The organism is Embleya sp. NPDC005575, from assembly GCF_040605455.1.
Classification (GTDB): Bacteria; Actinomycetota; Actinomycetes; order Streptomycetales; family Streptomycetaceae; genus Embleya.
Map to the genome: position 1 here is coordinate 1 of NZ_JBEXCV010000106.1, position 19177 is coordinate 19177.

Here is a 19177-nt window from a genome sequence, read left to right on the forward strand (position 1 = left end):
GAACCCACGCCCGTTCGCCTGGACCAGAACCGCAGACGAGATCCTCGAACGCCTCGCTTCCTATCTGAAGCGAATTCCTGGCGCAGGACACTAGGGGGCCCGACTCCCGAGAGGGCTTTCCGAGATGCAGTATGGCTCCGCGTTCGCGCTGCTCGCCGCGCTGGACAACGCCGAGGGTGAGGTGTTCGCCCGGGTGCGCGGCTCCTACGCACCACACCTGGGCGAGGCACGCGGTCTCCCGGTCCCGCTGATCACCTCGGCGATCCGATACGGCACCGGCGCCGACCTGATCAAGATCGCGGCACGAACCCGAGACGTCCGGGCGACCACCGAACTCCTGGCCGAGGCCCGACCAGCGGTCGCCGTACTGCGCTTCCTCCGGCATTGCGGCGCGAACGACGGCCTCTCCTACCTGCGCCCGATCACCGAGGTGAGCGCACTGCTGGACGCGCGGCTCGGCGCCGACCCGCGTGCCTGGTCGCGGCTGCTGACCCAGCTGCCCGACTGCCAGGGCACCGTGGCCGAACTCGTCGAGGCGGCCGCCGCCGGCGAGGGCGGCACCGACGCGATCCCGACGCCACCGCGCACGGTGGCCACGGAATGGCGGCAACTGCTGTTGCTGGCCCACCCGGATCATCTGACCGCACTCGTCCCGCATCTGCGCGTGCGCACCGTGCTCGACCTGGTGCACTTCGGCGCCCGACTGCCCGCGCCGATCGTCGCCGAGACGGTGCGCGGCGCGACGGCGCGACAACGCCGGGCACTGGCCGCCGCCGAGCACCTGCGCCCCGAGGGATACGACGCGCTGATCGATCTGGGCGACCCGGAGCTGAACGCGGTCGTCTACGCCAATCCTCGGGCCGGCGACCGGGAGCGGAACCGGATCATGGCCGCCGCGGGCGAGGTCGCGCTCGACCCGGCCACGATCGAGCGGGTGATCCGCTCCGACAACGCCCGCTACCGGCGCCCCGCGGTGTGGTCCGGCGATCCGGCGCTGGTGCGCGCCGCACTGCTGCGGGTACGCCACATGAGCGTGACCGCCGCCGAGTGCGTCGAGCTGTGGAAGCGCAGCGGGGTCGAGGCGCTGCGCCCGCTGTTCCACAACACCTACCAGCGCAAGCAGTACGAGCCCTTTGTGGTGCCGCTGCATCGGGCGGTCCTGCTCGGCGCGTTGCTCGCCCTGTGGGACCGGCACGGCGTGGCACAGGCGGAGCTCCTGGTCGCCGATCTGCCGCTGCGCGAGGCATCGGCGGCCAAGCTGCGCACGATGTTCGCGGCCGGGGACGCGGGCCGCGCGCGGCTGCGGGCCGAGTACGAGCGCGAACTCGGCCGGCAGGCGCCGCGGTCCGAGCACTCGCGTGTGCCGCAGGGCTTTCGGATCGCCGCGCCCTGGGATCCGCCGGCCGGTTGGGCCACGGTCGTGGCCGCACACGCGAAGGTGCCGCTGCCGGGGGCGACCGCGCGCTTTTTGACCGCGTTCCCGGACTGTCCGGCTCCGATCGCCGAGGCGGCCGAGGACGGCGAGACGCTGCGTGGGCGGTGGCCTGCGGCCGACGGCTGGTGGCGAACGTTTCCGCACGACCACGTCCACACGAACGAGGTGCGTCGATTGCGCACCGAACTGGCGAGGATTCCGGGGTTGGCCGAGCGGGTGTTCACCGGCACCACGCCCGCCGAGCGGGCACTGGAGCTCTACGACCGGATCCAGCGGTACGCGCCCGATCCGGAGTCGGCAGTGGAGCAGCGCGCGCGGATGGCCGAGTACATCCGCGAACACCTGGGCGAAGGCATGGAGGCGCGGGTGATCGCCGCGCGGATGGCCCCCTCGTTCGCCGGGACGCTGCCCGAGTTGTTCGCCACCGCAGCCGCCGCAGCCGGCTGAGCAGGGCTTGCCCGGTGCTCGCGTGGCGGCGTGTGGCGGTCGGAAAAGCGTTGGTGTGGAGGGCTGATTCGGGGTACCGATGCACACGTGACGGATGAGCGCGTACTGACGTGGCAGGTGACCGAGAGCGGCGGGCAGGAGACCTCGTGGGTCGAGTTGGGGCAGTCGCGGCTGTCCGCGCGCGGCGAGGCCCTGGGCACGACGCCTCGGTCCTATCGACTCACCTACGAGCTGGAGACGGCACAGGACTACGTGACCACCCGGTTGCGCGTGGTCGCACAGGGTGCGGGCGAGACCAGGCGACTGGATCTGCGGCGCACGGCCGACGGCTGGACCGTGGACGGCGTGCCGCGGCCGGACCTGGCCGAGGCACTCGACTGCGACCTGGGCCTGTGTCCGCTCACCAACACGATGCCGATCCTGCGGCACGGGCTGCACGAGGAGGCCGGTCGACACCGCTTCCTGATGGCCTTCGTGGCCGTGCCGGAATTGGTGGTGGAGCCGTCCTGGCAGACGTACACGCACCTCGGAGTGGAGCCCGACGGGGCTCGGGTGCGCTACGAATCCGGTGACTTTCGCAGCGATCTGCTCGTGGATCACGAGGGATTGGTGCTGGACTATCCGCAATTGGCCACCCGAATCTGAGCCGGCCCGCTGCCGGTACCGGCGATCATGGCCGTAACAGTCCTGTTGCTCTTGGCGTCCGGCTGTGAAGGCTTTGGCCGGATTCCATAAAATTCGGTCCCATGAGCTCCTCCTCGGACGCAGCGTCCCCGCTGCCCGCCCGCACTCCAGGTCTGCCCACCCGGGTGCCGCAACCCCGCCAGGGCGGACGGCACCGTCGGCCCGATTCCCACGAACTCCCGGAGGCCGCCAAACCGTTGATTCTTGCCGTGCCCGGTCCCACGAACGCCGACCTGCTCGCCCTGGTGGGCGAGGTCGCGTTGTTGGCCGGCGCGGATCTGCCCGGCCTCGACATCCGGCCGGTGGTGATAGAGGAGGGCGAGACCGACCTCGCAGCCGTCCTGCGCGGCGCGCCGTCGGCGGTCGTCGTCCCGCTCCTGCTCGGTCCGAACGCCGAGGCCGCGGCCCGGATCGAGGCGGTGCTCGCCGGCACGGAGGGCGAGTTCCTGCGCTGCGGCGTGCTCGGCCCGCACCCGCTGCTGGCCGAGGTGCTGCACGAGCGGCTGTCCGAGGCCGGCCTGGCCCGCGCCGACCGGGCCCGCCTGTTCAGCGTCGCGACCGCCGCAGAGGGGATCGTGCTGGTCACCGACGGCGGCCCGGAGGCCGTTACCGCAGCCGAGGTGACCGGTGTGCTGCTCGCCGCCCGCCTCGCGCTGCCGGTGATGACCGCCGACCTGGGGGACCCGAAGACGGTGCTCGCCGCGGCCGAGCGGCTGCGCGAGATGGGCGCCGCCTCGGTAGCGCTCGCGCCGCACGTGCTCGGCCCCGACGTCGAGCCCGGCCGGATCGCGGAGGTCGCGGTGCAGGCCGGTTGCACGGCAGCCGAGCCGATCGGCGCGCACACCTCGGTGGCGAAGCTGATCCTGCACAAGTATCTGGAGGCGTGCGGCTAGCCGCACACCTGGCCAGGGGTGCGGGCGGCCGCACACCTCGCCCGGCGGCGCATGGCTCCCCCCGTGCCATGCGCTGCCGAATCGTGCCCGGAGTCGCTCGGACGGGTGAGTCGTGGGTGGGCCACGGTCGAGTCGCGGTCCAGTCGTGGGTGAGCCACCGGATCGGGCGACACTGCCGGGCGGAGGGTGTCGAGCCGGGGCGCGTTCGAGCTTCCGTGATCGCGGGCGCGCTGGGAGAGTTCCGCCAAACGGCGGCTCTTCGGCTGCGGTGCCGGGGTGGGGGGAACACGGGGCCATGGACACGTCACGCAAGAAATACAGTTTTGCGATCGCGCTGGTGGCGATCGGCCTGCTGGCCGGGCTGATCACCCTGATCTGGGAATCGGACCGGACCCGTGACACCCCGCACAAGGACTCGGCGGCCTCGGCGCCCAGCCCATCCGCGCCCGCGTCCGCGTCGTCCGGGGGTCGGCCGACCAGCCTCACCCTGACCACCACGGGGGATGTGCTCGCCTATCCGACCATCATCGCCCAGTCCGAGAGCGACGCGGGCGGGTCCGGCGTATTGGGTGGCTCGGCCGGCTCGGGCGGCTCGGGAAACGACTTCCACAAGATCTTCGCGGACGTGGTGCCGCTGGTGCAGAAGTCCGATCTGGCGCTGTGCCACATGGAGACGCCGTACGCCCCGCCCGAGGGGCCGTTCACCGGATACCCGATCTTTGCCGCGCCGCCGCAGATCGCCCGCACGCTCGCGGACACCGGCTACGACGGCTGCTCGACCGCGTCCAATCACACGCTCGACGGCGGCTTCACGGGCCTGCAACGCACGCTGGACACGCTGGACGCGGCGGGCGTACGCCACGCGGGCAGCGCGCGGACCGAGCAGGAGGCCGCGCCGACGATCCTGGACGTCAAGGGCGTCAAGGTCGCGCACCTGTCCTGGACATACGACACCAACGGCATCCCGCTGCCGGAAGGCAAGCCGTGGTCGGTCAACGTGATCGACAAGGACCGGATGATCGCCCAGGCCCGGGCAGCGCGTGCCGCCGGCGCCGAACTGGTCCTGCTCAGCGTGCACTGGGGCACCGAGTGGCAGCGCGAGCCGGACGCCCAACAGCGAGAGCTGGCGAAGGAGTTGACCGCCTCGACGAACAACGGTGTCAAGGACGTCGACCTGATCATCGGTACGCACAACCACGTGCCGCAGGCATACGAGAAGGTCAACGGCACCTGGGTGATCTACGGCATGGGCGACGAGTTGGCCAACTTCCCGGACAAGCCGCGCGGGAACTACAGCTCGGCCGGGCTGTTCACGTTCTCCCGGGACGCCGCGGGCACGTGGAGCGTGACCAGCGCGCAGTTCCGTCCGCTGTACTCGCACCCGGGCCCGCCGTTTCGGATCCTGGACGTGAACAAGGCGCTGGCCGACCCGGCCACTCCGGCCGATACCCGGGCGCTGTTGCAGACCGCGCGCTCCACCGTGGCGGACGCGGTGTTCTCCGAGGGCGCGGCCGGTGCGGGGCTCACCGAGTCGCAGTAGGGCGAATCGCGGGGGCCGGGGGGTGGGCGGGCTCGTGCGCCGATCGCGGTCACGGCGTCGGGAGCGCGTCCCAGAAGGCCAGTTCGTAGCTCTGCATCAGGCGGGCGGCGGTCTTGGCGCCCTCCTGGTCGTCGCCCGCGTCCAATCCGGTCTGCAACAGGGTCAGCGCCGCGTCCTCGAAGCCCGGCGGCAACGACGCGAAGTAGGTGAAGAACGCGACCTGGTCCTCGGTCAATTCGTGGTGGGTACGCAGCGCCCGCGCGAACCGCTCGCAATACCCGCCCCAGAAACCGAAGTTGGCCAACAATGCGAGTGAGACCTCGGCGCGCGAGCCGTACTGGGCCAGCCAGGCCAGGTGATGCGGGTAGCCCTGCGCGGCGGCGTTCGGGGCGTAGCCGAGCAGATCGGCGGCGCTCATGCCGATCGCCTCCGCGTACGGCATCAGCAACTGCAACGCCTGGCTCTCGCCGCTCGCAAGGGCCAGGAAAAGCGGCGTCGCCTCCGGGAAGCGGGCCGCGAGCAGGGAGAACGAGCGCCGATCGCTCAGGATGATCCGGTACTCCTCACCGGCGATCCGGCGCAGCGCGTCGACGTCCACCGGACCGTGCTCGGCACGGTCCACGAATCGGTTCGTCGATCCTGCGGTCAGGTCCTGTACGACCTGGGTGTAGAGCATCCGTGCGTCCATGCTGCTCCGTTCGTTCGCCGTGTCGATTCCGCCGCCGTGCTCGGCCTTCGCGGGCGAGTCCTATGTCTCCCCGGGAAGGGGGCGATCCACGCCTGCGGGGTGCATAGGAGTGGGTCCGGTGGCGGGTGGGCGGTGGCGCGTGGCGGGTGGCGGACGGCAGGGCCGGTCGAGCGCTTCGCGCTCGGGGTGCTCGTCCGCCACACGGCCGGGAGCGGGGTCTGTCGGCGGGATCCGTGAACGCCTGCCCAATCGGAATGTGCGTGGTTAAGCTCGGGCGGCACGGGCGACGGAGGAGCGGGTGTGGCCGAGGACGACAGGGCGCTGCCCAGGCAACTCCGGGACGTACTTCGTGAGTCCGGCCGGCGGCTGGGTTACGACCGGGGCGACGCGCTGTTCATGGAGGGCGACCACCCGCGCCACGTGGTGTTGATCGAGCATGGTCAGGTCAAGATCGAGCGGGCGACCTCGGACGGCTCGGCGGTCACCATCGCGGTGCGCGGACCGGGCGAGTTGGTCGGCGAACTGGCCTGTATCGACGGGCGCGGCCGGTCCGCGACGGTGGTTGCGCTGGGGCCGGTGGTGGCCGTTCTGGTGCCGCTGTCCCGCTTTCGCGAGTTGCTCAACACGAATGCTCCGTTGGTGTACGCGGTGCTGATTCGTACCGTGTCGCGAATTCGCGAGTCGGACCGGTGGCGGGTCGAGTACGGCGCGCTGGCCACCGGGCGTCGGGTGGCCCGGGCGCTGGCCGATCGCACGCTGGGCAGCGCCGAGGGGCCGTGTGTGATCCGGACCACGCAGCAGGAACTCGGCGACGCGATCGGCATTTCGCGCGAATCCGTGGTCCGCGCGCTGCGGGTGCTGCACGAGTCGGGACTGGTGGAGACCCGGCGCGGCAGCATCGTCGTGCCCGATCCGCCGGCTTTGCGGGAATGGGCCGACGGATAACGCGTTGTGTGTCATCTGACGCGTACAACCGGCCGCCGCCGGAGTACTCCTTGAGGGGCAGGGAGCCAGGGGCGCGTGAGCGCACGGTGCGGTAGGGGGAATCCGTGGGAGCCAAGTCGCGATACATGTCGATCCTGGTGCTCGACGTCGAGCGATTCGGCCGACGTTCGGACGTGACACAGGAGTGGGTACGCGGCCGGTTGTACGAGCTGCTGCACTCCGCGCTCGAATCGGCGGGCATCGCCTGGGACGCGTGTGTGGTCGAGGACCGCGGCGACGGGGCGATCCTGCTGATCCCGGCGAACGTACCCAAGGAGGACCTGACCGATCTGTTCATCGATCGGCTGCACGCCGGACTGCGCAACCACGATCGGCACGCGAGCGACGAGGCACGGATCCGGCTGCGGGTGTCCCTGCACGCGGGCGACGTGGTGCAGGACATCCGGGGCTGGTCGGGCAGCGCGATCAACACCGCGTGCCGGCTCGTCAACGCCGACCCGCTGCGCGAGGTGTTGGCCGCGGCCGAGCGCGCGTGCCTGGCGCTGATCGTGTCCCGGTCCTGGCACGAGGCGGTCGTCGTCCCGGAGCGCGGCGGCCTGGAGAGCTCGGCGTACGGGGAGGTGCACGTGTCGGCCAAGGAAGTCGACGAGACCGCGTGGGTGTACGTGCCCGGATATCAACGTCCACCCGCCACGGACACCGATCATGTGGCGACTCCGCCTCGGGTGCGGAAGACGACTGTCCGGCGCGGGGGGCTGGACAGGGGCTTCAGTTTCGACGGTGAGGTTCGCCAACCTCGGTGACGTGGTGGGTGGGGACGTACTCGGTGCGCCGGGTCGAGCAGACCGACCGATGGGGGCGGTCTCGACCGGCGCACGGCGGCCGGCACCGGCGGGCCTGGGAGGGAGAGGCCCGGCGGCGCTCGGCACATGGACGGACGGTCGTGTTCCCACGCGCGGGGACACGGCCGTCCGTAGGCACAGGGTTCGGGCACACCGTGGCGGCGCGTGAAGTCGGCACCTTGCTTCGCGGCGAGGTCCCGGCTTCGGACCGGGGCCTTGACTTCGGTGGCCGCGGCTTCGGTGGCCGCAGCTTCGGACCGGGGATTTGACTTCGGTGGCCGCGGTTTTCGGTTCGGGGCCCCGACTTCGGTTGTCGGCGTCCACACCCACACCCACGGGCGCCTCGTGTCCGCGCTCGGCACTCCGGGGTCGGTTCGGCGGGTTTCGCGCGGGCCGGTGCGGGCCGGTGCGGGCCGGTCCGGGCTCGTCGGGCTCCGTCGAGCGGGCCGGGGTGCGCAGTGGAGTCGGATGTTCACGGTGAGTGGTCGAGGAGGGTGATCGAACTTGATTTGTGCTCCGGTGTGTTCGAGGATTTCGGACCATGGGACCTCTCAAGCCGGATATCGCCGAGCTGATCTTTGGATTCATCATCTTCATCGTGGTCTTCGCGGTGTTCGCGAAGGTGTTGCTGCCGCGCATCAGTCGCACCATCGCCGAACGGCACGACGCGCTCGAAGGTGGTTTCGACCGGGCGACGGACCTCCAGGCGGAGAGTGAGGCGGCGCTGGCCGAGCTGCGGGCGCAGATGACCGAGACCCGTAAGGAAGCCGCGCTGGTTCGGCAGCAGGCGGCCGAGGAGGGCGCCCGGTTGATGGCCGAGGCGCGCGCCGAGGGGCAGCGGATCAAGGAGGAACTCGTCACCTCCGGCCACGAGCAGCTGGACGCGGACCTCGCCCTGGCGAGCGCGTCGCTGCACGCGGAGCTGGGCCTGATCGCGACGGAGCTGGCGGGCAAGGTGCTCGGCGAGCCAGTCGGCACGCTGGTGGCCGACAGTGATGTGATCGAGCGCTTCCTGGCCGAATTGGACCAGCTGGACACGGAGCAGGGCGGCGGTTCGGCCGGCAAGGGCTGACCGACGGGCTGCACGGGTGGCCGGGTCCGGGGATCGTCTCCTCGGGGCCGGTCACTTTTGCGTTCGGCGGCCGTCTCGGCGGTGGTGGAGCGGGCGGTGGTCGCCCCACGGGGGCGTTCGGGTGGAGGGTGCTCGGGCGAGGGGTGCTCGGGCGAGGGTGTTCGGGTGGCAGGTGTTCGGGCGGGGCGGGAGGGCGGCCGGCCTCGGGATCGAGGCCGGAGCCGGACCGGGATGGGCCTGTGCGCGCCCCCGCCCGGGCCCCGGCCCGATCCGTCAGCCTCGGAAGTCCGGGTCCGGCTCGAACTCCGGGTAGTACTCCGGCTCCGGTTCGAAGTCCGGTTCGTAGTCGTTCTGGTAGTCGGGCTGATAGTCCGGCAGGGGTTCGCGGACGAGTTCGGGCACCGGCTCGCGGGTGAGTTCGGCGACGGGTGCCGAGGCGGCCTTCGTGGTGGGTGCCGGGGTGCGTGCCGCTCCGGGCGCCGGCGCGGAGGCGGATACGGGCGCCGGGGCGGGGCCACCGGGCGTCGAGCCGGCCAGCGTGTCCAGGATCGACTGACCGTACTTGGCCAGCTTGTTCTCGCCGATGCCGCTGATCGCGCCCAATGCGGCCAACGTGTCGGGCCCGGTGGTGGCGATCTCACGCAGGGTCGCGTCGTGGAAGATCACGTACGCCGGTACGCCCTGCTCCTTCGCGGTCGCCGCGCGCCACGCGCGCAACGCCTCGAAGATCGGTGCCGCCGCCGCGGGCAGCTCGACCGGCGCGGCCTTGCCCTTGCCGGACTTCGCCGCCCGGTCGGCCTTGGCCGCGCGCGCCGGCCGCTCCGGCTCACGGCGCAGCATCACCTCGCGCCGCCGGCCGAGCACCTCGTCGCTCGCCTCGGTGAGCACGAGCGCGTTGAACGAGGGCTCGACGGCGATCAGCTTCATGGCGAGCAACTGCCGCACCACGCTCATCCATTCGGTCCGACTCAGCTCGGTGCCGATGCCGAACACGCGGAGCGTGTCGTGGTCGAACTGGATGACCTTGGCCGTCTTGGCGCCCAGCAGGATGTCCACGATCTGGCCCGCGCCGAACTTCTGCCCGCGCCGCTCGTTCTTGAGCCGCCACACGGTCGACAACACCTTCTGCGCCGCGATCGTGCCGTCCCAGGACGCGGGCGGCGACAGGCACGTGTCGCAGTTGCCGCACGCGGTGCTCTCCTGGCCGAAGTAGGCGAGCAGGCGGACGCGTCGACACTCGACCGTCTCGCACAGCGCCAACATCGCGTCCAGGTGCGTGCCCAGTCGGCGGCGGTGTGCCTGGTCGCCCTCCGAGCCCTCGATCATCTTGCGCTGCTGCACCACGTCCTGGAGCCCGTACGCCAGCCACGCGGTGGACGGCAGCCCGTCGCGCCCGGCGCGACCGGTCTCCTGGTAGTAGCCCTCGACCGACTTGGGCAGGTCCAGGTGCGCGACGAAGCGCACGTCGGGCTTGTCGATGCCCATCCCGAACGCGATCGTGGCGACCATCACCATGCCGTCCTCGCGCAGGAAGCGGGACTGGTTGGCGGCGCGCACGCGCGAGTCCAGACCCGCGTGGTACGGCAACGCGTCGATGCCGTTGTCGACCAGGAACGCGGCGGTCTTCTCCACCGAGGCCCGGGACAGGCAGTAGACGATGCCCGCGTCGCCGGCGTGTTCGGCACGGAGCAGGTCGAGCAGCTGCTTCTGCGGCTTGTCCTTGTGCACGATCCGGTACTGGATGTTGGGCCGGTCGAAGCTGGCCACGAAGTGCCGGGCCTGTTGCAGGTTCAGCCGGGAGGCGATCTCGGCGTGGGTGGCCTCGGTAGCGGTCGCGGTGAGTGCGACACGCGGCACGTCCGGCCAGCGCTCGTGCAACTGGGAAAGGGTGAGGTAGTCGGGCCGGAAGTCGTGGCCCCACTGCGCCACGCAGTGTGCCTCGTCGATCGCGAACAGCGAGACGTTGCCCCGGTCGAGGAGCCGCAGGGTCGCGTCGACCTTCAGCCGCTCCGGCGCCAGGTAGAGCAGATCGAGCTCGCCGGCCAGGAACTCCGACTCGACCATCCGTCGCTCGTCGGGGTTCTGCGTCGAGTTGAGGAATCCGGCGCGCACGCCCAGCGCGGTGAGCGCGTCCACCTGGTCCTGCATGAGCGCGATCAGCGGCGAGACGACCACTCCGACGCTTTTTCGCACCAGTGCGGGGATCTGGTAGCAGAGCGACTTCCCGCCGCCGGTGGGCATCAGTACGAGCGCGTCGCCGCCCTCGATCACATGGTCGATGATCTCCTGCTGGCTCCCGCGAAACGAGTCGTAGCCGAAGACGCGGTGCAGAACCTGCAGCGCTTCGCTGATCTGGGGACCGTCGTCGAGCGCTGTCATCCGAGCAGTCTAAGAGCTGTCGGCGACACCCGAGGTCGGTCTGTGGACAACGCCGACCGACCGTGCGCGGCACGGTTGTGGACAACCCTGAAGGACTTGGCCATAGCGCGCGCCCGCCGGGGCCGGGAGGCATCCGGATGCTTGCCGGATGCCGCCGGGGGGTGCTGGTCGGGCGGATCCTGCGGGTCGGGCGGGGTCGTGGGCGTAACGAGGGGGGACGGGCGGGGTCGTGGGGGTGGCGGGGCGGGGTGGGCGGAGTCGGGATGGTGGCGGGGCGGGGTGGCCGGAGTCGTGGGGGCGGCGTTGCTGCTTGTTGGGCGACTTCGTCGCCGGCTCGCGAGGCACCGCCTTTTTCTCTCCCCCGCTTCGCTCCTCCGAGAAAAAGGCAGCCCCTCGCTCGTGACTTCGTGTCCCTCCGCTTCGCTCCGGGTCACGAAGTCTCAACTTGCGGCTCCGCCGCTCTCCGCGCTTCGCGCGTCGATCGCTGGGGTGGGGCTGGGTCGGGGGCGCTGACGCGCCGGGGGAGGGCGTCCGGGGGCGGGTGGGTGGGGATGGCTCTGGGCGGCTGCGGGTGTCGGTTGTTCAGGGCTGGGTGCGGCGCGGTACGCCCAGCGGGTTGGCGTCGCGCAGTTCTGCGGGCAGGAGGGCGTCGGGCCAGTCCTGGTAGGCGGTCGGCACCAACCAGCGCTCCAGGGCGGTGCCGCCGACGGAGGTGTGGCCCGGGGCGGTGGTGGCGGGCCAGGGGCCGCCGTGGTGCATCGCCCAGCACACCGCGACGCCGGTGGGCCAGCCGTTGTGGATCAGCCGACCGACGCGCGGACGCAGGGCGGCGCCGACCCGGGCGGCGAGCGGGTGGTCGGCCTCGACGGCGTGTACCGAGCCGGTGAGGCTGCCCGGGAGCCGGCCGAGCGCGGCGAGCAGGGCGTCCTTGTCGGCATAGGTGACCACCAGGCCGGCCGGGCCGAAGGTCTCCTCGGTCAGCTCGGCCGCGTGCGCGACGAATTCGGCGAGGTCGACATGCCACACCACCGGAGCCACCGCCCAGGCCCCCTCGGCGGCGCCGCCGCGGGCGAGCTCGCGTCCCGCGCGCGCCGACGTGCCGTCCTCGTACGCGTCGCGGATGCGTTCGGACAACATCGGGCCGCCGGTCGCGGTGCGCGCGTGCGTGGCAATGGCGTCCAGGAGCTTGGTGTCCTCGGGCACGAACAGCAGCCCGGGGTTGGTACAGAACTGGCCGGTGCCCAGGGTGAGCGAGCCGAGGTAGCCGGCGGCCAGTTCCTCGGTTCGTTCGGCCGCCGCGCCGGGCAGCACCACAACCGGGTTGACGCTGCCCAGTTCACCGAAGAACGGGATCGGGTCGGGGCGGCCGGCAGCCAGGTCGAACAGGGCCCGCCCGCCCGCGAGCGAGCCGGTGAAGCCGACGGCCGCGATGCCGGGGTGGGTGACCAGTGGGCCGCCCGCGGCGCGACCGGCGACCAGGCCGAGCAGGTCCTCGGACGCGCCGGCGGCGGACAACGCGGTACGCACCACGCGGGCCACCGCGAACGAGGTGGCCGGATGCGCCTCGTGCGCCTTGACCACCACCGGACACCCGGCCGCCCACGCGGACGCGGTGTCGCCGCCGGCGACGGAGAACGCGAACGGGAAGTTGCTCGCGGCGAACACCGCGACCACGCCGATCGGGTGCAACATCCGCCGCACGTCGGGCCGGCCGAGCGCCGGATCGGCCGGGCTGAGCACCGCGCCCACGTGCGCGCCGTCCCGGAGCAGGCCGGCGAACATCCGCAGTTGGCCGGACGTACGGCCGACCTCGCCGGTGAGCCGGGCCCCGCCCAGCGCGGTCTCCGCGTCCGCGACGGCGACCAACTCGGCACGCGCGGCGTCGAGCGCGTCGGCAACGGCCTCCAGCACCTCGGCCCGCTCGGGACCGGAACGCGCGGCCCACGCCGGTGCGGCGGCCCGAGCGGCGGCGACCGCGCGCTCGACATCGGCCTCGGTACTGGCGGCCACGGGAGCACCGATCGGCGCCCCGGTGCGGGGGTCGCGCCCCTGTACGGCGGCCGGCTGTACGGCGGCCTGCTGTACGACGGTCGGCTCGGCGGCGGGAGTCGGGGTCGACTCGATCACGGCGATTCCTCCGGGTCGGACGAACGAGGGCCTGAGGGGTGGTCAGGCACGGTGGGGCGGTTCGGGCGCGGTGCGGGTCGATGGTTCGCAAGCCATCGAATCACGATCCGGTGAGTGGTTCGCCAGCCGTCGGTCGAGAGCCTCGCAGTACGGTGAAAAAACAGGCCGAGGAGGTGAGGAAGCATGTCGGCACCACCCCCTTGGATGTATCCGCCGAACGGCACCCACTGGACCGCCGACGACATGGACAGGTTGCCGCCGGAGGCGCCGCGACATGCGGAACTCATCGACGGGGCCCTGATCTTCATGCTCTCGCCGCAGCGGATCTTCCATCCCGGGTCAAGCGCAACCTGACGTCGACACCGGCCGCGCAGAGGAGGAGGCGAACCTTCCGGTCGTGTACGTCTTCGAACTCGAACCGGCCACCGGCGGCCGTGTCCCGACCGGGATCCACCGGACCCGGTTGCAGGTCGCGGTGCCATTCCCGATCGAGATCGATCTCGCGGCTCCGGTGGGGTGAGTCGGCCGCCGCCGGATGAATGTTGCTCGGCGCGGCCCTGGGGGATCGTTGGGTCAGCCGTCTCGGCGTGAGGTGCCTCGGATCTCCAGGTGGGTCGGGACGACGCGGCCGGTGGAGGTGGGGTCGCCGGACTCCAATGCCTTGAGCAGCAGCTCGACTCCCACGGACGCGATTTCGGCCGGGTTCAGGCTCAGGGTGGTGATCGGCGGCTCGGTCTGGGTGGCCGTGGGGTCGTCGCTGACGCACACGATCAGCAAGTCCTCCGGAACGCTCAGGCCATGGGCGCGGACGGTTTCCAGAATCAGCGGCGGGCTCGCCTCGGTGAGCACGAAGAGCCCGTCCGGGCGGTCGGGGCGCGCCAGCATGTGGTCGATCACGGCGCGCGCGGCCTGATTGCCCGGACGCGCGGTCAGTTCCACAAGCGGAGCGAACTCCCGTTCCAGACACCAAGTGTGATACGTGGTCAGGGCCTCCTCGTAGAACAGCGAGCTGGAATGCGCGGCCACCAGGCCGATCCGCCGCGCGCCGCCCGCGGCCAGGTGATCGAGCACGCCGCGGACGGCGGCTTCGTGGTCGATGTCGACCCAGTGCGCGCCGGTCAGGCCCTCGAGCCGCCGGTCCGAGACGACCGGGATGCGGGCCGCCAGGAAGTCCTCGACCAACGGGTCGTCCGCGAGCGGGTCGGCAACCACGGCCGCGTCCAGCGGCAGGTCGGCCCACTCGTCCCGGGCCGAGTGGGTGGGCAGCAGGACCAGCGCGTATCCGTGGGTGAGCGCGGCCTGCGCGGTGGCGCTGGTGAGTTGGGCGAAATAGGGCGATTCCATGTACGACCACGGTGTCTCCACGTACTCGCGCACCGCGTATCCGATCAGCCGGGCGTGCCCCGCCCGCAGCAGTCGCGCGGTCGCGTTCGGCCGGTAGCCGAGTCGGCGCGCGGTCTCCTGCGCATGCAGCCGGACCGCGTCGGACAGCCGACCGGTGCCGTTGAGGGCGGCCGAGACGGTGGTCTTGGACAGCCCCGCCTCGCGGGCCACGTCGACGAGTCGGACCCGGGGCACGGGCGCGGGACGCTGGCCGCCGCCGCGGGGTGAGGTGGTCATGTCACCACATGCTGCCGGCTGCCGAGCCCCGAGTCACGCGTGCCCATGGTGCGATGACCTCCAGAAAACCGTTCCCGCAGGTGCTTGTGCGGGAACGTTCCCGCGTCGATACTCCACACAGCTTCGGCGGGCGGTGCCGGGCCGCCGCGTCGGCGCTTTTGGGCCTGAATGCCTCGATGCCTCCGGGCCCGCGTCGGCTTCCTCGCGGGGCGCCCTCTTCGGTCGTCCGCTTCCCGATGTGTTCCTTTCCGCCGCCCCCGCCCGTTGCTTTCCTTCCCGTCGTCTGCGCAAGGAGTCTCATGTCCACCCCTGCCGATGTCGTCTTCCGAGGTGGGCCGGTCCATACGGTCGACGCCGCTCGTCGCCGGGCCACGGCGGTGGCCGTGCGCGACGGGCGGATCGTGGTCGTCGGGCACGACCCGGACGTACGCGACCTGATCGGCCCACGTACCGACGTGATCGACCTGGCCGGACGGGCGTTGGTGCCCGGCTTCCAGGACTCGCATGTCCACCCCGCCCTCGCGGGAATGACACTGATCCGCTGCGACCTCTCGGAAGCGCGGGATGCCGAGGCGACGTTCGCGCTGATCCGTGCGTACGCGGCCGACCGGCCCGACGAGGCGTGGATCAGCGGCGGCGGCTGGAACATGGAGGCGTTCGCGGGCGGTACGCCGAGCCGGCACCAACTCGACGCGATCGTGCCGGACCGCCCGGCGTTCCTGATCAACGCGGACGGTCACGGCGCGTGGGTCAACACGCGTGCGCTCGAACTCGCCGGCGTCACGAAGGACACCCCGGACCCGGCCGACGGACGGATCGAGCGCGAAGCCGACGGCACCCCGCAGGGCACGCTGCACGAGGGTGCGACCGCCCTGGTCGGCGACCTGGTACCGGGCCTGGACGCGGCGGACGGCCTGCGTGCGCTGCTCGCCGGCCAGGCGCGCATGCACTCGGTCGGCGTGACGTCCTGGCAGGACGCGATGGTCGGCTCGGCCCACCCGGGTCTGGACCCGCTGGACTCCTACCTCACGGCGGCCCGTTCGGGGCAATTGACCGCCCGGGTCGTGGGCGCGTTGTGGTGGGAACGCGACCGCGGCGCCGAGCAGTTGGAGCGACTGCTCGACCTACGGGCGTCCTCGTCGGTCGGGCGCTTCGCGGCGACCAGCGTGAAGATCATGCAGGACGGCGTCGCGGAGAACTTCACCGCCGCCCTGAACGAGCCCTACTTCGACGGCTGCGGCTGCCACACCGGCAACAGCGGCCTGAGCTTCGTCGACCCGATCGCGCTGCGCGAGCACGTCACGCTGCTGGACGCGCACGGTTTCCAGGTACACGTGCACGCGGTCGGCGACCGGGCGGCCCGCGAGGCGCTGAACGGCTTCGCCCAGGCGCTCGCGACCAACGGCCGCGGCGATCACCGGCACCACATCGCGCATCTCCAGGTGATCCACCCCGACGACATACCGCGCTTCGCCGCGCTCGGCGTGACCGCCAACCTGCAACCCCTGTGGGCCGCCCACGAGGCCCAGATGGACGAGCTCACCATCCCGTTCCTGGGCGACGAACGCGCGGCGTGGCAATACCCGTTCGGCGACCTGCTCCGCTCCGGCGCCACGCTTGCGGCGGGCAGCGACTGGCCGGTCAGCGCACCGGATCCGATGTGGGGCATCCACACGGCGGTCAACCGCGTCCTGCCGTCCTTCGCGGATCCGTCCGACACCGTCTTCCTTCCCGAGCAGCGCATCGACCTCACGGCGGCCCTGGCCGCCTACACGGTGGGCACGGCGTACGTGAACCACCGCGACCACGACACGGGCACCATCGAGCCCGGCAAGCTCGCGGACGTGGTGGTACTCGACCGCGACCCGTACGCGGGGCCGGCGACGGAGATCGGCGAGACGGGAGTGCTGGGGACGTACGTGGAGGGCGCGGCCGTATACGCGGCGCAGGGGCTGTAGGGCCCGCCGGGTAGACCCGGCTCCCCGAATCGTGGGGTGGGCATCGTCCGCGGAGGAGAGGACGCCCACCCCACAGCCATGAGATCATGATCCTTGTGGAGACAATCCGTGTGCAGATAATCTGCGTGGAGAGTCGCCTCGAAAGCCCTGCTCGCCCGGCCTGGCCTGGCGGATGCCATCCCACCTACCACCATCCCCCTACGCACGTCGAAGGCGCCGACATGCCCCTGAGCCCCGAAGACAGTCCCGGCTTCCTGCTCTGGCACACCACCCTGCGCTGGCAACGTGCCATGGCCGCGACCCTGACCCCCCTCGACCTGACTCACCCTCAATTCGTACTCCTGGCGAGCCTGCACTGGCTCGACACCCAGGGTGCCCACCCCAACCAACTCGCCCTGGCCACCCACGCCGGCATGGACGTCAAGACCGTCAGCCAGGTCCTGCGCCGCCTCGAAGCCAAGGGCTACCTGACCCGCGAGACCGATCCGGCCGACACCAGGGCCAAACTCCTTCGCATCACCGAACCCGGCGGCACACTGGCGAAGCGAGCCATGCACGACGTCGAGGCGGCCGACGCAACCTTCTTCGCAGAAGTCCCGCAATACGCAAGCCTCCTGAACTCCCTGCGCCACCTCTCCGGCACCCCCGACCAATAGCGGAACAGCATTTCCGGCACCGGGACATGCGGCACGAGGATGTACGGTTTGATGGAAGTCATGCCGATACCACCACCGTTCACCGAACAGGACCTCCTCGACGCCGCCGGAGACAAGTCGTACGGACGCGGTGAGGGCTACCTCGGCGCGGTCGCGAACCTGACCGAGGAGGGTCCGGGTTACGTCACCGCCGCCGTATACGGAAACGACACCTACACGGTCGTCCTCGAATACGGAGCGGACGGTCTCACCGGCGACTGCGATTGCCCATACGGCGAGCAGGGCTACTTCTGCAAGCACTGCGTTGCCGTCGGCCTCGTCTTCCTGCGCTCCACCACGGCCCACCCGGTCGAGGAAGCCCAAGCCGCCGCGTTCGACCTCCGCGCCTACCTGGCCTCACTCGATCCCCACGAACTCGTCGACCTCCTCGACGAGGCGGCCCGCAGCGACCCCGACCTGCGCCGGCGGCTCGCCCTGCGCGCGGCCCGCACCGACGGCGGCGACGGCCCGGACATCACATCGATTCGCGAGCACCTGGGCCGGGCGCTCCGCACCTACGGCTACCTGGACCGGCGCGGCGCCCACGTCTACGCCGAGGCGGTCGCCGACATCGCCGAGACGCTGCGGGAGCTGTACGAGGGCGGCCACCACGTCGCCGTCATGGACCTCTCCGGCCGCGCCCTGGCCCTGATCGGCACGGCGCTCGACGGGATCGAGGACTCCGACGGCGGCATCCCCGAAGAGGGCGAAGCCCTGGCGGAACTGCACGCCGAAGCCTGCGCCGCGGCCTCGCCCGACCCGGCCGAACTCGCCGACTGGCTCCTCGCCTTCCAACTCGCGAACCACAGTTGGCCTGAATTGGCGATCCGGGACTACACCGAGCCACTCGGGGAAACCGGGATCACGCACTACGCCGACCGACTGCGCGCCGTACAAGAAGACCGCTCCAGGCGCGACGAGCACCGGTGGTTGATCCAGCACCTCCGTGAGGACCTGGCCAAAGTACGAAAAGACACGGACGCGCAGGTCGAGGCACTCGCCGACAACCTCACCCACGGCTACGCCTACCTCCGCATCGCCGAGGTCCTCACCGCCGCCGACCGCGAGGCCGAGGCCCTTGACTGGGCCGAACGCGGCTTCGCCGAACACCCGAACGAATCCAGACTCGCCGACTACCTGACGCAGCGATACAGCACCGCAGGCCAGGACGCGGACATCCTCAGGATCCGCTGGGAGCAATTCCGCAACGGGCCAAGCGTCGCCTCCTACACCCAGATTCTGGAAGCAGCCCGAGCGATCGGCTCGGAAGACCACTACCGCGCCGAGACCTTGCGACTTCTGCGCGACGCAGCCGGTGAGAAGCGCACCGGCACTTGGGCGGCCCGAGTCCTGATCGACGTCCTGCTCGCCGAGGAGCACTTCGACCAGGCATGGAAGGCCGCCGACACCTTCGGCGCCAACCGCGACCACTGGCTACGCCTCGCCGAGGCCTGCCAAACCACCCGCCCCGCAGAGGCCATGCGCATCTACCTGAAAGAAGCCGAAGCCCTCATCCTGAAAACAGGCAACGACGCCTACGCCCGTGCCGCCGACCTGCTCGTACGCGCCCGCGACATATCCCGGGCCTCCGCCCGCGAGCCCGAGTGGCACAAGCACTTCGCCGCACTCCGCACCGAACACCACCGCAAACGAAACCTGACAGCCCAACTCACCCGCTGCGGCCTCACCTGAACCACGACGAGACCGGGACCAGGACAAGCTCGCCGCTGCTCCGGCGACGAGCCCAGCCCTGGCCACGCGGCGGCTCGGTGCTCCGGATTCACGAGACGTCTCCGGACGTCCCGGCGCCTGTCGCAGGCACGGAGGTCCGCATAGCGGGCGAGCAGGCGCA

The 19177-nt window shown here is 71.2% G+C and carries 15 protein-coding genes; 11 read left to right on the top strand and 4 right to left on the bottom strand.

Annotated elements, in window-relative coordinates; translation table 11 throughout:
• Positions 1 to 124 precede the first annotated feature (124 nt).
• From ABZS54_RS29035 to ABZS54_RS29050, 4 genes are all read left to right on the top strand, one after another.
• Positions 125 to 1882: a hypothetical protein gene (locus tag ABZS54_RS29035; protein ID WP_355542390.1), complete on the top strand. Its 1758-nt coding sequence runs from the start codon at positions 125 to 127 to the stop codon at positions 1880 to 1882.
• An 87-nt stretch (positions 1883 to 1969) separates the two neighbouring features.
• Positions 1970 to 2527, top strand: coding sequence for a putative glycolipid-binding domain-containing protein (locus tag ABZS54_RS29040; protein ID WP_355542393.1), 558 nt, complete (start codon positions 1970 to 1972; stop codon positions 2525 to 2527).
• 101 nt (positions 2528 to 2628) lie between these two features.
• Positions 2629 to 3459, top strand: a complete 831-nt coding sequence (locus ABZS54_RS29045) for a hypothetical protein (RefSeq protein ID WP_355542396.1) — start codon at positions 2629 to 2631, stop codon at positions 3457 to 3459.
• A gap of 295 nt (positions 3460 to 3754) precedes the next feature.
• On the top strand, positions 3755 to 4999 hold the full coding sequence (locus tag ABZS54_RS29050; RefSeq protein ID WP_355542399.1) for a CapA family protein: 1245 nt from the start codon (positions 3755 to 3757) through the stop codon (positions 4997 to 4999).
• A gap of 49 nt (positions 5000 to 5048) precedes the next feature.
• Here the strand turns inward: ABZS54_RS29050 and ABZS54_RS29055 are convergent, their stop codons facing one another.
• The gene (locus ABZS54_RS29055) at positions 5049 to 5687 is read right to left on the bottom strand and encodes a transcriptional regulator (RefSeq protein WP_355542402.1); all 639 of its coding nucleotides are present in this window, start codon (positions 5685 to 5687) and stop codon (positions 5049 to 5051) included.
• 300 nt (positions 5688 to 5987) lie between these two features.
• Here ABZS54_RS29055 and ABZS54_RS29060 point away from each other — a divergent pair, with 300 nt between their 5' ends.
• The 3 genes from ABZS54_RS29060 to ABZS54_RS29070 all read left to right on the top strand — a co-directional run bounded on the left by ABZS54_RS29060 (position 5988) and on the right by ABZS54_RS29070 (position 8546).
• Entirely contained in the window at positions 5988 to 6632 is a 645-nt protein-coding gene (locus ABZS54_RS29060) for a Crp/Fnr family transcriptional regulator (protein WP_355542405.1), read from the top strand.
• A 104-nt stretch (positions 6633 to 6736) separates the two neighbouring features.
• Entirely contained in the window at positions 6737 to 7435 is a 699-nt protein-coding gene (locus tag ABZS54_RS29065) for a hypothetical protein (protein ID WP_355542408.1), read from the top strand.
• Between the two features lie 580 nt (positions 7436 to 8015).
• The gene (locus tag ABZS54_RS29070) at positions 8016 to 8546 is read left to right on the top strand and encodes a hypothetical protein (RefSeq protein ID WP_355542411.1); all 531 of its coding nucleotides are present in this window, start codon (positions 8016 to 8018) and stop codon (positions 8544 to 8546) included.
• Between the two features lie 273 nt (positions 8547 to 8819).
• Here the strand turns inward: ABZS54_RS29070 and recQ are convergent, their stop codons facing one another.
• Both recQ and ABZS54_RS29080 read right to left on the bottom strand, forming a co-directional pair.
• Positions 8820 to 10925: a DNA helicase RecQ gene (recQ, locus tag ABZS54_RS29075; RefSeq protein ID WP_355542414.1), complete on the bottom strand. Its 2106-nt coding sequence runs from the start codon at positions 10923 to 10925 to the stop codon at positions 8820 to 8822.
• A 582-nt stretch (positions 10926 to 11507) separates the two neighbouring features.
• On the bottom strand, positions 11508 to 13052 hold the full coding sequence (locus ABZS54_RS29080; protein WP_355542417.1) for an aldehyde dehydrogenase (NADP(+)): 1545 nt from the start codon (positions 13050 to 13052) through the stop codon (positions 11508 to 11510).
• A gap of 183 nt (positions 13053 to 13235) precedes the next feature.
• Between ABZS54_RS29080 and ABZS54_RS29085 the strand changes: the two genes are divergently transcribed.
• Entirely contained in the window at positions 13236 to 13406 is a 171-nt protein-coding gene (locus tag ABZS54_RS29085) for a hypothetical protein (protein WP_355542420.1), read from the top strand.
• A 219-nt stretch (positions 13407 to 13625) separates the two neighbouring features.
• Here ABZS54_RS29085 and ABZS54_RS29090 read toward each other — a convergent pair whose 3' ends face one another.
• The gene (locus ABZS54_RS29090) at positions 13626 to 14672 is read right to left on the bottom strand and encodes a LacI family DNA-binding transcriptional regulator (RefSeq protein WP_355542423.1); all 1047 of its coding nucleotides are present in this window, start codon (positions 14670 to 14672) and stop codon (positions 13626 to 13628) included.
• 299 nt (positions 14673 to 14971) lie between these two features.
• Here ABZS54_RS29090 and ABZS54_RS29095 point away from each other — a divergent pair, with 299 nt between their 5' ends.
• From ABZS54_RS29095 to ABZS54_RS29105, 3 genes are all read left to right on the top strand, one after another.
• Positions 14972 to 16630 carry an amidohydrolase gene (locus tag ABZS54_RS29095; RefSeq protein ID WP_355542426.1) on the top strand — a complete coding sequence of 553 codons (1659 nt, stop codon included), beginning with the start codon at positions 14972 to 14974 and terminating at the stop codon, positions 16628 to 16630.
• Positions 16631 to 16851: 221 nt separating this feature from the next.
• Entirely contained in the window at positions 16852 to 17286 is a 435-nt protein-coding gene (locus ABZS54_RS29100; protein ID WP_355542429.1) for a MarR family winged helix-turn-helix transcriptional regulator, read from the top strand.
• A gap of 60 nt (positions 17287 to 17346) precedes the next feature.
• Positions 17347 to 19017 (top strand): SWIM zinc finger family protein, encoded by a 1671-nt coding sequence (locus ABZS54_RS29105; RefSeq protein ID WP_355542432.1) that lies wholly within the window; start codon positions 17347 to 17349, stop codon positions 19015 to 19017.
• Positions 19018 to 19177 lie beyond the last annotated feature (160 nt).